Annotated in this window: 13 protein-coding genes; 12 read left to right on the forward strand and 1 reads right to left on the reverse strand. The window is 51.8% G+C overall.

Features of this window, described 5'->3' with window-relative positions; all coding sequences use genetic code 11:
• On the reverse strand, window positions 1–378 hold a 378-nt coding region (locus tag ACXLDX_RS12325; protein ID WP_457577486.1), incomplete at its 3' end, for a hypothetical protein.
• A 501-nt stretch (window positions 379–879) separates the two neighbouring features.
• On the opposite strand from ACXLDX_RS12325, the gene ACXLDX_RS12330 reads away from it, so the two are divergent.
• The 12 genes from ACXLDX_RS12330 (at window position 880) to ACXLDX_RS12385 (ending at window position 12,799) form a co-directional block, all read left to right on the forward strand.
• Entirely contained in the window at window positions 880–2,424 is a 1,545-nt protein-coding gene (locus tag ACXLDX_RS12330; protein WP_457577498.1) for a phytoene desaturase family protein, read from the forward strand.
• Complete coding sequence (locus tag ACXLDX_RS12335) at window positions 2,415–3,647, forward strand: beta-ketoacyl-[acyl-carrier-protein] synthase family protein (RefSeq protein ID WP_457577487.1); 1,233 nt, start codon at window positions 2,415–2,417, stop codon at window positions 3,645–3,647. The genes ACXLDX_RS12330 and ACXLDX_RS12335 overlap by 10 nt, the downstream gene beginning before the upstream one ends.
• On the forward strand, window positions 3,644–3,907 hold the full coding sequence (locus tag ACXLDX_RS12340; RefSeq protein WP_457577488.1) for an acyl carrier protein: 264 nt from the start codon (window positions 3,644–3,646) through the stop codon (window positions 3,905–3,907). Before ACXLDX_RS12335 ends, ACXLDX_RS12340 begins: the two co-directional genes overlap by 4 nt.
• A gap of 4 nt (window positions 3,908–3,911) precedes the next feature.
• Window positions 3,912–4,664 carry a lysophospholipid acyltransferase family protein gene (locus tag ACXLDX_RS12345; protein ID WP_457577489.1) on the forward strand — a complete coding sequence of 251 codons (753 nt, stop codon included), beginning with the start codon at window positions 3,912–3,914 and terminating at the stop codon, window positions 4,662–4,664.
• A 202-nt stretch (window positions 4,665–4,866) separates the two neighbouring features.
• On the forward strand, window positions 4,867–6,174 hold the full coding sequence (locus tag ACXLDX_RS12350; protein ID WP_457577490.1) for a phenylacetate--CoA ligase family protein: 1,308 nt from the start codon (window positions 4,867–4,869) through the stop codon (window positions 6,172–6,174).
• 59 nt (window positions 6,175–6,233) lie between these two features.
• Window positions 6,234–7,277 (forward strand): radical SAM/SPASM domain-containing protein, encoded by a 1,044-nt coding sequence (locus tag ACXLDX_RS12355; RefSeq protein ID WP_457577491.1) that lies wholly within the window; start codon window positions 6,234–6,236, stop codon window positions 7,275–7,277.
• A gap of 3 nt (window positions 7,278–7,280) precedes the next feature.
• Entirely contained in the window at window positions 7,281–7,820 is a 540-nt protein-coding gene (locus ACXLDX_RS12360) for a beta-ketoacyl synthase N-terminal-like domain-containing protein (protein WP_457577492.1), read from the forward strand.
• Entirely contained in the window at window positions 7,820–9,079 is a 1,260-nt protein-coding gene (locus tag ACXLDX_RS12365; protein ID WP_457577493.1) for a B12-binding domain-containing radical SAM protein, read from the forward strand. Before ACXLDX_RS12360 ends, ACXLDX_RS12365 begins: the two co-directional genes overlap by 1 nt.
• The gene (locus tag ACXLDX_RS12370; RefSeq protein ID WP_457577494.1) at window positions 9,064–10,428 is read left to right on the forward strand and encodes a lipid biosynthesis B12-binding/radical SAM protein; all 1,365 of its coding nucleotides are present in this window, start codon (window positions 9,064–9,066) and stop codon (window positions 10,426–10,428) included. The genes ACXLDX_RS12365 and ACXLDX_RS12370 overlap by 16 nt, the downstream gene beginning before the upstream one ends.
• A gap of 4 nt (window positions 10,429–10,432) precedes the next feature.
• Window positions 10,433–11,599 (forward strand): DUF2062 domain-containing protein, encoded by a 1,167-nt coding sequence (locus tag ACXLDX_RS12375; RefSeq protein WP_457577495.1) that lies wholly within the window; start codon window positions 10,433–10,435, stop codon window positions 11,597–11,599.
• Window positions 11,600–11,611: 12 nt separating this feature from the next.
• On the forward strand, window positions 11,612–12,490 hold the full coding sequence (locus tag ACXLDX_RS12380) for a lysophospholipid acyltransferase family protein (protein WP_457577496.1): 879 nt from the start codon (window positions 11,612–11,614) through the stop codon (window positions 12,488–12,490).
• Window positions 12,491–12,547: 57 nt separating this feature from the next.
• Window positions 12,548–12,799 carry a phosphopantetheine-binding protein gene (locus tag ACXLDX_RS12385; RefSeq protein ID WP_457577497.1) on the forward strand — a complete coding sequence of 84 codons (252 nt, stop codon included), beginning with the start codon at window positions 12,548–12,550 and terminating at the stop codon, window positions 12,797–12,799.
• The last annotated feature ends 200 nt before the right edge of the window (window positions 12,800–12,999 follow it).

Consider the following 12,999-nt stretch of genomic DNA (forward strand, 5'->3'; position numbering starts at 1 on the left):
GCTTCCGGGTACCATGACGTGGACTATTGGAATATCTTCCAGTTTCGTGGCGATCTTCAGGGCTTTTTTGCCAACGGCAATAATCATGGTCGGCCGGTAGGTTGTTATTGTCTGTTTCCAGTAGTTACTGTCGCCACTGTTCTGAAGGACCAGTTCCGTAATATTATGTTGCAGAACAGTTTTCGGGCCGTCTGTACCTTTTCCTGAATTGAGAGCGGACAGAATGCCTTTCGTGGCCTCAACATAGGCAGGGTGGGAACCGCTCAGGAGAACGAGGATCTCGCCTGAAATGGCCGGGGACGGAAAGAAAAGAGAGAGAACAGAGAAGCAGAAGAACAGGATCGGTGCTGCCAGGGCGAAAGAAGTTTGTTTCTTCACAACCGGTGAGGTTCGGTTGCAGGTGTCTCCCGATAAGAGAGTGTTTTCCGGCAGTGGGGACATGTTTTTATATTTGGAGATCTCTTCTGTGGTACAAAACTGCACACATGGTGAACACGTGTACTCTTCTTATTTACTGGAAATGAAGGCCACCCTGAAGATTGTTGTTTTGTTTGTTTTAAGAGTGCTGTTATTCTATTTTAATCATTTTAAACGCTCTTTGAAAGAAAAAACAGAAACAGAGGGATAGAAAAACCTCTCCTGAGGGGGCCGGAATCTCTGAAGCCAGTAATATGGCTGTTGTTCTTTCAGCACTGTTTCTTAGAGTTTGCAGGATTTTATGGCGGGGATTCAATTTTTTGTTATGAGAAGAGAGGAGATTCAGGAAAAAATATTATCTGTTGCCGTATGTCGTGAAATCAGTTCATATTTGGTTGTTTTTGACAATGATTTTTCGTATGGTGACTTTTTCGGCAGTCGTTGAGAATTTTCGACCGCCGGTTGTCGGGGGTAAAGCGGATATTTATTGTGAGGGTGAAGTGGGTGAAAGCTGATGTGGTCATTGTCGGCAGTGGCATTTCCGGTTTAACGGCCGGACTGTTGCTGTCGAAAAAAGGCAGAAATGTGGCAGTGGTGGAAAGACAGGCTGAGTTTGGCGGTGCTCTTCGTCAGTTCAGGCGGAACAGGATTGCCTATGATGTCGGTTTCCATTATACCGGTTGCCTCGGACAGGGAGAACTGCTGGATCTGCTCTGGGGGTATTGCGGTGTCCGTGGACAGATTCCGGTTGTCCCTTTGTCGGATGAAGGATATGACCAGTTTGAGTTTGCCCGGTTCAGGCGTCCTGTACGCGGTTATTTTTCCTATGATCGCTTTGAAGCTGAACTTGTCTCCTGTTTTCCTGGTGAGAAACAGGGGATACAACGATACTTCGCCACAGTTCGGGCCATCTGCGCAGAGGTTCCATTTTATAATACCAGTCTGTCACTGACTCCGTTTCTGCGTGGATATAAGTCGCGTCCCAGGTCACTGGCCGCCTTTCTGGATACTGTTACCGAAAATCGTTATCTCAGGGCTGTTCTCGCTGCTCCCGCCTTCCTGTACGGGGTCCCCGTTGAGTTGGCTTCCCTGGAAATTCACGCCCTTGTTGCCCACGGTTACTATTCCGGAGCATATACTATCAGCGGTGGGGGACAGGCTATTGTTGATGCCTTTGTGAACAGAATGAAAAGTCTGGGTGGAGAAATGTACTCCTCCTCTGAAGTAACGGGGATTCTGGTCAGAGACGGGAAGGTCTGCGGGGTGGACATCAGCGGCGGCAGGCGGATAGAATGCGGCCAAGTGATTTTTACCGGTCATCCTGCACACGTTATTGATATGGTCCCTCCGTCGATTTTCAGACCGGCGTACAAAACAAGGTTGAGGGAGTTGCGTAATTCCCTGTCCATGTTTGCCGTGTTTGGTCAAAGCAGCCGTCCTGTGGAACTGAGCAAAGGCCCATTGAACTATTATCTCCTGCCCGATGAAAACGAGGTCATACCGGAAAACAGTTCCACGCCGCCCCATCTCCGCCCGATGATGATGACCGGAACCGCTGTCCGCCAGGGTGAAATCTTGCGGGGGAAGGAAAATGGCATTATATTGCTCCGGCTCGGTTACTGGGAAGATGTCGCCGCCTTTGCCGGGAGTTGTCCGGGAAATCGTCCCCCGGGTTATGAGGATCTAAAAGAGAGTATCGGGGAAGAGATGGTGAGATCAGCGCAGGAGAGATGGGGGGATATCTGTGGGGAAGTAAAGCCGTCCGCCATAGGCACTCCCCTTACGTTTCGTGACGAGCTGGCTGCTCCGGACGGGTGTGCCTACGGGGCCATGCATTGTCTGGACCAGTTCAATCCGGATGTCCGTACCCGGCTTCCCGGTCTTTACCTGAGCGGGCAATCCACATTAATGACAGGGGTGGTGGGGGCGTCCATCTCAGGGTTGGTGGGCGCCGGAGAAATACTTGGTCTTGAATCCCTGTGGGAGGAAGTAAAAACGTGGCAGTGAACAGGGTCGTTATCACAGGAAGGGGAGCTGTGTCACCGTTTGGTCTGGGAGTTCCACTTCTTCTGGAAAAAATCTGGTCCGGCAGTTCTGCTGTCCGCCATATGGAGGAGTGGGCGGCAATCAAGGGATTGCGGAGTCATATTGCCGCACCGGTGCCGGATTTTGATGCCAAAAAATTACTGCCAAGATCAGCGCGGAGAACCATGGGGGCAATGGCATTGTATGCAACTCTGGCAACCAGGGAGGCCATTGATGATGCTGATATCCCGGAAGGGCTGCTGAAAGGCGGGGGGACGGGAGTTGCCATTGGATCAACCACCGGGAGCGCCGCCGCTTACGAGGAGTTTTACCTGAAATACCTGCCTGAAAAGGTACTCGACGGGATCAAGTCAGGAGAGTTTTTTAAAATGATGGGCCACAGTTGTGCGGCCAATGTCTGTCTGGCCCTTGGTATCGAAGGTGAACAGTGGGCCCCTGTAAGTGCGTGCACCTCTTCTTCCCAGGCGATAGGCCTGGGGTATATTCTGGTCCAGGCGGGACGGCAGGATCTTGTCCTGTGTGGAGGAGCGGATGAGGCCCATGCTTCCGTAACCGGTGTTTTTGATCTGCTGCGGGCAGCTTCCTTTAATAATACGGATCCTGAGGGCGGGTGCCGTCCCTTTGAAAGGGATCGGGATGGTGTTGTCTGCGGCGGCGGCAGTGGAATTCTTGTTCTGGAGAGTCTGCAGTCGGCAGAGGCAAGAGGGGCGAAAATATATGGTGAGATTGTCGGGTTCGGCAATGTGACCGATTGCGGGCATATTGCCAGTCCGGATAAAAAGATGATGATACGGGCAATGGAACTGGCCATGGGGGAGGGAGGTCTTGCGGCCGGAAATATCGACTATGTCAACGCCCATGCAACCGGCACGGAACAGGGGGATATTGCTGAGGCGGCCGCGATCAGTGCCGCTGTGGACAGGGTGATACCGGTCAGTTCTCTCAAAGGTCATCTCGGTCATACTCTGGGGGCAGCCGGGGCGCTTGAACTGATTGTTCTGCTGGAGATGCTCAGTCGGCAGGAAATTATTCCCACGAGAAATCTGGACAGTATTGATCCCCGCTGTGCGGTTGTTGATCTTGTCGGGGAGAAGCGGGCGGCAAAACTGGAAACAGTGTTAAAAAATAATTTTGCCCTGGGAGGAGTGAATACCTCTCTGGCGATAAGGAGACGTATTCTATGATTTCCGACGATGAACTTCGGCAGAAGGCAGTTGAGGTCCTGGCGGAAGAATTTGAGCTTGACCCGGAAGAAATGGGACCTGAGGCAACGCTGTATGACGACCTGGGTCTTGACAGTCTTGATGCGGTAGATATGGTCGTGGTTCTTGAAAAAAGTTTCGGTATGAAACTGACCGACGAGGAAGCGCTGCGCTCAATCCGTACCATGGAGGATCTCTTTCAGTTTCTCATACGGTTGAAAAAAGAGCAGGAAAAAGGCTGAACCGTTGAAAAAACTGTTTTTCAATATTTACTTCTGGTCGGTGTTTATCCTGATAACCTGCGTGGGGCTGCTGATTCTGCCGCTGATTCTTTTTGTTAATGCCTTCCTGATGGGCCGCACTTCGGCTTCCGGCCTGAGAAGAGCCATACGGTTTTACGGTTTTGTTCTTGTTCGCCTGATATCATTTTTCGATCCTGTCAGGGTTGAGTTTTGCGGGGATCATCTGCCTTCGCCGGCCATCTTTGTCGCCAACCATAATTCGGCCATAGATCCCTATCTTTTCGGCCTGATCGTTACCGAAAACGGATTTGTAACCTCATGGCCGTTTAAAATTCCGATCTATAATGTTTTTATGCGTCTCGCCGGATACGTTAATGCGGAAGCAGGCTGGGAAGAGGTTCGGGAGAATTGCAGACAGTTGCTGGAAGCAGGCAGTTCGGTCACTATCTGGCCTGAGGGCCACCGTTCCCGTGACGGCCGTCTCGGTCGTTTTAAAAACGGGGCATTCGCCCTTTCCGTTGACACCGGTTTTCCGGTGGTTCCTGTCTGTATTCTCGGATCCGGCAGGGTATTGCCGCCTGGCGCCAGAATGCCGATTCCGGGGAAAGTGCGCCTTGTCGTTCTGGAACCGGTCTATCCTGAGAGCGGTGATTTCAAGGTGGCGGAAAAAATCCAGCGGCTCCGATCAAAAGTGTATACAGGAATTGAGAGGGCTTTGCAGGAAAGGGGGCATTTCTCAGAGGTTATAAGATCATAGAGTTGCTGTCTCTGTGGTAATTACCCACAGGTACTCCAGCTTTTCACGGTCTCTTTTGTCCGCATAGTAGGCTATAGCGAACAAAAGAGCCTGCAAAAATCTGCAGCACCTGTGAGCAATTACAGTTCAGAGGTAATAAAATCACATAATTGCTACCCCTGTCAGTAGTTACTCTCTGTGAGTATTTACGAAAGATCTTGTTATGAATCAGAACAGTCCATACAGTCTTGAGCAGGCTCTTGCCCTGAGAAGGGCACCCCGGCACGAGATAGAAGAACGACAGCTGCACCTGTTGAAAAAACATCTGGAAAGAGCCCGCAGAATACCATTTTACAGGGAACTGCTCGGCCAGGATGAACAGGCAGGCGTATCGCTGGAAAACGTTGCCGACCTGTCGCAACTGCCCTTCACCTGTCGTGATGATCTTGATCGTCATCCCGAACAATTTGGTCCTGCAGACGGGGATAATATCAGGGATATCGCCCTGACCTCCGGCACCACTGGGGAACCGGTCATTATCCCCTACAGTGAAGCCGATCTCAATCGCCTGGCCTTCAATGAGGCGGTTGCCTTTTATGGGGCGGGGGTCAGAAAGGGGGACAGGGTGCTGCTGACGGTTACCCTGGATCGTTGTTTTATCGCGGGAGTGGCCTATTACAGTGGTATCACCTTTCTCGGAGCCAGGGCAATCAGGAGCGGACCGGGACAACCGGCGCGCCAGTGGCATATCATCGAAAAACTGAATCCGGGTGTAATTGTCGGAGTACCCAGTTTTTTAAAGGAGATCGGTGAATGGGGGGTGGAAAAGGGGCTGGCTGTAGCCGATTCCTCTATACATACTGTTGTCACTATTGGAGAATCGGTACGGCGGCCTGATCATTCTCTGACGGCGCTTGGTGAACAGGTTGAGAGGTTGTGGGGCGCAAAGGTGCGTTCCTCCTATGGTGCCACGGAATTTGAAACGGCTTTTTGTGAATGTGTCAGATCCTGCGGCGGTCATGTGCATCCGGAACTGATGCTGGTGGAGATTGTTGATGATGCCGGGCATTCCCTGCCTGACGGAACAGCCGGTGAAGTTGTCGTGACTCCTCTCGGTGTAGAGGGTTTTCCCCTGGTTCGATTCAGAACAGGAGATATTGCCCGCCTTGAGAGTTCGCCCTGTTCCTGCGGGTGGAATACAAAGCGTCTTGGGCCTGTTGAAGGTCGGCTTGCCCAGCGGTTGAAATACAGGGGAACAACGTTTTACCCCGAAACTGTCTTTCATGTTCTTCAGGAAGATGACCGGATACGGGGGGCCTATGTGGAGGTGAGTACCGGTGATGATGGTGGTGATGATGTAACAGTGGTTGTAGGATGTGATGCCGAAGTCAGCAGAAAAAGTATTGAGGAGAGCCTCCAGGCTGCTCTGAGGGTGCGACCGACTGTGAAAATTCGCAGGAGTGGAGAGGTCGTGGCCAAGATGTTTGAGAGTGGCGGCAGAAAGCCGAAGAAGTTTTTCGATTATCGTTGAGGCGTGAGGAAGGAGATGTCAGGAGACGGCCCGTCCGGGCCGAAAGGATGACGGTTGTAATGACGTGTTTAGGTGATCAGCTGGGGATGGAGTTTTCCCCGGAAGAAATAGCTCGGTGCAGGAAACGTAATGGGTTGCTCTCTCTGGAGTTGGAATTGTCACGGGTATGTAATCTCCGGTGTGTATATTGCTATGCTTCCTCCGGGACAGCCCTGGAAAATGAACTTTCCCTGGATGAAATACTTGATGTTATCGCTCAGGCAAAGGATCTTGGGGTAAAAAAAATCATAGTACTCGGTGGCGGGGAACCACTCCTGTATCCCCATTTATTTGAAGTGATTGACGTGATTCTCAGGGAAAAAATCGTGGTTGATCTTTTCACCAACGGCTTGTGCCTTACCGGAGATACGGCAAAAGAACTTTACAGACGCGGGGTGGGTGTCATTCTCAAAATGAACAGCAGAAAGGCGGAGATTCAGGATTACCTGGCCGGCAAAGTCGGGGCTTTTGCGGCCATTAACAGAGGGCTTGAGGCGCTGCAGGAGGCGGGTTATCCTGATATGGAGCATCCTCTCGGTGTTGAGACAATCATCTGTAATCAGAATTATGATGAATTGCCGGATCTGTGGCGCTGGGCCCGGAGGCAGGATATTGTCCCCTATGTTGAGGCGATGACCATGCAGGGCAGGGCCACGGAACACGATGACCTGGAAGTTGAGCCTGCAATGGTCAAGGCGCTTTTTGAAGAGCTGTCACAAATAGACAGGGAGGAATTCGGTTGCGCCTGGAGTCCCCATCCTCCACTGGTGGCTTCCCAGTGTGCCAGGCATGAATATTCCTGTACCGTTACTGCTGTCGGCGAAGTGCATCCCTGTCCGGGTGTCAGCGTTGCTGCCGGGAATATCCGGGAAAGAAAACTTGCGGATATCCTGAGGGAGAGCCAGGTTATCCGTGAGCTGCGAAATATCCGGACGACGATTAAAGGGAAGTGCGCGACCTGTGATATAAGCGACCACTGTTATGGCTGCCGGGGACACGCCTACCAGGTCACCGGCGATTATCTGGCGGAAGACCCCCTTTGCTGGTTGAAAAAGGACAGTTGATCCATGAAACGACCGGATGAAGTTGACAGAAACAGGATATTTTCCGACCAGGCGGACGAGTCTGTTTCCGATCTGCTGGGGAAGGTGCCTGGCCGCTGGGGCAGGATGACTCCCCTGTGTCGTCTGCTGATTTTGGAGACAGCCCGGTTGCTGCAGAATCGCGGGTTGCTGGAGTGCGGTCACAGGTTCAGTGATTCCGGGCGCAGGGTCGGTCTGATCGGTGGTACGAAAAGAGGTTCTCTCTATACGGACCTTGCCTTCATCCGTTCGATGGAGGAGGGTTTGGCGAGTCCGGCCCTGTTCGGTTATACCCTGCCCAATATTCCCCTGGCGGAAACAGCCGTGGCGTTTGGACTGACAGGGCCGGTTTTTGCCGTGTTTGATCAGAAAACGCCTCTGGAAAAAGCGGAACTGGAAGCGAACCGTTTTCTGGAATCCGACAGGAGTCTGGAGTTAATGCTTGCCTGTTGCTTTGATCATTATCACACCGGGAACGGGCAGGAGGAAATATCCGTAAATTTAACTGTTGTAGAAAAAATATAATGCAGACTGTAACCCTGGTTTATCCCAAATGGCATAAGATTCCCGAGCAGACGGAGTTTCATCTTCCACCCCATGGACCCGTCTGTGTGGCTGCGTCCATTCCCGATAAATATGAAGTCCGTTTTATTGATGAGAATGTGGATAGAATTGACTTTGAGGTGGATACCGATGTGGTCCTGCTCTCCATGATGCTCACCTGCCAGTTGCCTCGTGGAAGGGAAATTGCGGCGCTGTATCGGCAAAAGGGTGTGCCGGTGATTGCCGGTGGTATCTCCACCATGCTCCATGCCGGGGAGGTGGAAAACTTTGTCGATTCCATTTTCCTGGGAGAAACGGAAGATGGTCGCCTGGCAGCTGTTCTGGATGATCTTGAACAGGGGCGGTTGAGAAAGAAGTATGATTTTTTCCATGATTTCCCGCCCATTGAGAGTGTCGGTCCTGCCGATCGCTCTGTTCTCAACGATGAACGGTATGTGTACAGGGGAGTGAGAATGGTGGACCTGGTTCACGCCTCCCGGGGCTGCCGGTTCAACTGTTTTCCCTGTGCTACAGCCTACCTGGGCGGCAGACAGTTTCGTCCCCGCCCCATAGAAAAGGTGGTGGAGGAGATCAGCGCTATCAACAATAATCGTCTCTTCCTGGTGGATAATTCCCTGGCCCAGGATAAGGACTGGGTAATGGAGCTGTTTGACGCTCTTATTCCTTTGAAGAAAAAGTGGATCAGCCATCCAATTCTCGACGAGGATGAGGTCATTGCCAGGGCGGCCGAGGCCGGTTGCTGGTATGTGTACCAGGCGGTTTTTGATACCTCGGATGTGATCAGAAACCGGGTAAAACGTCTCAAGGATCACGGTATCGGAGTCGAGGCGGCGGTGCTCCTCGGCACCGACAACCAGGATGCGGATTATATCAGGAGGCTGGTGGATTTTCTGCTGGAAATTGATGTGGATATGGCGGAATTTTCCATTCTCACCCCGTTTCCCCACACCCCTGTCACAGCCACCTACGAGAAAGAGGGACGTATTCTTCACAGGGACTGGTCCCGCTATACCACGGCAGAGGTGGTCTATAAACCGAAAAATATGAGTCCGGATACCCTGCAGGAGATGTACAGTTACGCCTGGAAGACGTTTTACCAGGATATGTCCCAGTCCCTGCGCATGGCCAGACTGTTTTCCGATCTGGTGAAAAAGGAAATGGCTGACGGCACCTATAAATCCATGAAACTGTCGGAAGAGCGAAAATGGGCGGGAAACTGACCGGAAACGTCCGGGCAACCTGCCTTATTGTCTCCGCCAACCAGGTGGTGACTCCGTACCCCGTTTACCCCATTGGTGCTGCCTATGTGGTTGGGGCATTGCGGCGGTCCGGTCACCGGGTGCACCATTTTGATCTCCTTGCCGATGGCGGCCTGAATGGCCTGATGGACTTTCTCCAGGGGAAGACATATGATTTTGTCGGGGTATCCATACGTAATCTGGATACTGTTGACAGTGCTGATCCGAGGGAGTACCTCCAGGATATTCTGCAGACCGTCAAGGGGATCAGGAAACAACTGGATACAACCCTGGTGCTGGGTGGTCCTGCCTTTTCCATTATGCCCGAAAAATTACTTGCCTTTCTCCAGGCGGATTACGGGGTCGTGGGAGAAGGTGAGATTATTGTTCCCTGGCTGGCAGCGGAACTGGCGGCGGGGCGCAGGCCGAAGGAAAAGATTTTTGTGGCCAGTCCCCGGGAGGGGGAGTGGTATCCGTCGGATCTCAGCATGAGCACGGTGAGGTACTATACGGAGCATGGGGGAATGCTGAATGTCCAGACTAAACGGGGCTGCCCGTACGGGTGCAGCTACTGTTCCTATCCAATGATCGAAGGAAAAACACTGCGTTACCGTGATCCGGAAGATGTGGCCGAAGAGGTCATCCATCTGCAGCGGGAATCCGGAGCCCGCTATCTCTTTTTTACAGACAGTTTTTTCAATGATTCGGAGGGGAGGTTTCTCCAGGTGGCGGAAGCCCTTGTCCGTCGCGGAAACAGTCTGCCGTGGTGTGCTTTTTTCCGGCCCCAGGGCCTGGAACGGGATGAGCTCAGACTGTTGAAACGGGCGGGCCTTGCAGCCATGGAGCTGGGAACGGATGCGGCAACGGACCTGACCCTGGCGGGAATTGGTAAAAATTTCAGTTTTGCAGATGTCCTGCAGGTTCACCGGCGTGTGGTTGCCGAAGAGATCCCCTGTGCTCATTTTGTTATGTTCGGTTGTCCCGGTGAAGATGAAAGGACCATGAAAGAGGGGTTGGCCAATATTGAAAAACTGGAAAAGAGTGTCGTCTTCGCCTTTATCGGTATCCGTATTCTGCCGGGGACCGGCATCTTTGACAGGGCCGTATCTGATGGCATCATTACGGGCGATGAGTCTCTGTTGACCCCGGAATATTATTATTCGCCCGGCATAGGCCGGGAACGGATGGAGAAGATGATACTGGCTTCTTTCGGGAACAGGATGGACAGAATTTATCCCTGCCATGAATTTGAAGAACGAATTGCCATGCTGCATGACATGGGGCACGCGGGACCTTTGTGGGATCTTCTGCTGACAAAGGGGAGGCGTTGATTTGATGTCCCGTCTCAAGGTTCTGCTTGTAATCCCCGTCTATAATCATGGTTCAACCCTGGGAGATGTGGTGGCGCGTGCGATCCCGACCGGGTTTCCTGTGCTGGTTGTGGATGACGGCAGCAGTGATGGCGGCCTGGACAGGGTGGCAAAGTTGAACTGTTATACCCTGAGGTTCTCTGAAAACAGGGGCAAAGGAGCTGCCATCCTTGCTGCAGCGGATTTTGCGGCAGAACGGCGGTATGATGCGATTCTGACAATTGATGCTGACGGGCAGCATAACCCCCGGGAAGCTGTAAAGCTGACGGTTGAGGCCGAACGGGGAGAGTGGCCGGCGATTATTATCGGAGCGAGGAGGATGGTGCAGGATACGGTCCCCGGTTCGAGCCGGTTTGGTCGGAAATTTTCCAATTTCTGGGTGCGCCTGGAAACGGGAAAAGAGTTGAGTGACACCCAGAGTGGTATGCGGCTTTATCCGGTTCGGGAATTGATGCAGCTGCCCCTTGAACGAAAACGGTATGATTTTGAGATCGAGGTCCTGGTGAAGGGAATCTGGGCCGGGCTCGATGTGCGTTCCGTGGATGTGTCGGTCCATTATCCGCCAGCCGGGGAGCGGATAAGTCATTTCGATAAAATAATTGATAACTGGCGATTGACCCGGATTCACAGCAGACTGGTGTTCCGTCGTCTTCTGCCATTGCCGAACAGGCGGCTGGTGGCGGAAAAAACAGAAAAAGAGGAAAAACCGACCGGCGGACCCTGGCGGATCCTGAAAAACATCTGTCGGGAGAATGCCTCCCCCTTCTGGCTGGCGGTTGCGGTCTGGACTGGTATTTTCCTGGGTGCTCTGCCTCTTATTGCCTGTCACACGGTGGTTATTATCTATGTGTCCCATCGCTTTCATCTCAATAAAATTGCGGCGGTGGCGGCCAGCCAGTTCTGTATGCCCCCCCTGGTTCCTGCCCTCTGTATTGAGACCGGGTATTATTTCCGGACCGGCCATTTTTTATTCGATCTATCCCATGAAAAATGGTTATTTGAAGTGCATCACAGGATCTGGGACTGGCTGCTTGGCTCCCTGTTGGTCGGGCCTCTGCTCGGTCTGGTCGGGGCGTTGATCATTTATTTCGCCGCGAAAAGTTTCAGGGTAAGTGAGCGGGATGTCGGCTGAGTTGAGGGGGAAATGGCTTTGAAAAAACGACTGGAGGCATTGGGCCACTGGTTCTTCTATGTGACCATGCGGTTTTTCGGTCATGGTGGCGGCTGTCTGCTGCTGGTACCGGTGATTTTCTGCTATGTCCTTTGCAGCCGCAGGATTCATCGAACGGTTCGTCCCTATCTTGATCACAGGTTTCCTGGGCAAAGGGTGTGGAAATACTGGTGGTATACTTTCAGGAATCTCCTCTCATTTGGGCAGGTTCTTGTTGACAGGGGATGGATCGGCTTGACCGGGGACAGCAGTTTTACCGGTGAGTTTATAGGTTATGACACCCTGGTGAACCTTATAAAAGAGGATAAAGGGGTTGTGCTCCTGACCGGTCATGTGGGAAACTGGCAGGCAGCTCTCGCCCATCTGGACGGCCTGCCGGTGACGGTACATGCCCTGATGCAGTATGATCGGCAGGCTGTGGCCAAACATTTTTTTGATATCAGGGGAAAGCGGAGTTTCGAGATTATTGATGCCGATGGCCCCTTTGGAGGTATGATTGACGCTGCAGCCGCCCTTCAACGGGGGGAGGTTGTAACGATAATGGGAGACAGGCTCATCGGCGGTTCAGCCTCCGATGTTGACTTTCTTGGTGAGCCCCTGAGACTGCCTGATGCCGCCTATATGCTGGCGGCAACGGCAGGCGCGCCGGTGGCCGTTCTGTTTGCCGCAAAGACCGGTCGAAAGACCTACCAGCTGAAACTATGGGATTTTTTTTATCCCCGTTATGAAGACAGGTCCCGGCGGGCACGGATGCTGACGGAATGTACGGGAAAATATATTGCGGCAATGGAGGCATACCTGCAGCAATATCCCTTTCAATGGTATAATTTTTATAATATCTGGAAGCAATAAATAAAATCTGAATCCGTGACGGATTCAGATGAAAGAAGAAAAGGAATAATTGGAACCATGGAAGAGACAAAACATAAAATCAAGGAAATATTGATCAATGATTTAAAAGTACAGGGTGTTACTGTTGATGATATCAGTGATACCGATCCGCTTTTCGGCGAGGGGCTGGAGCTTGATTCCCTGGATGCGGTTGAACTCGTTGTTCTGATTCAGAAACATTTCGGTGTGCAGATAGCCGATATGGACGAAGGTAAAAAAGCTTTTGAATCCATTGAATGTCTGGCCCGCTATATTCTGGATAATAAATAAATTGTTGATGTTATAGGCTATCTTGTTACATTGGTAGGATATTGGTGTGGTGCGAACAGTCAGAAAACGGTCAAGGAGGAAAAATGAAAGGGAAAATATTTTTTATTTCTATCTTATCTTTGTTGCTCTGTACGTCCACAGCGTATTCCAGAGATGTGAAGAAAAGTTTTTCGATCAGTGATGCCATGGGAAAATCCGTG

It is taken from the genome of Desulfomarina sp., from assembly GCF_054039375.1.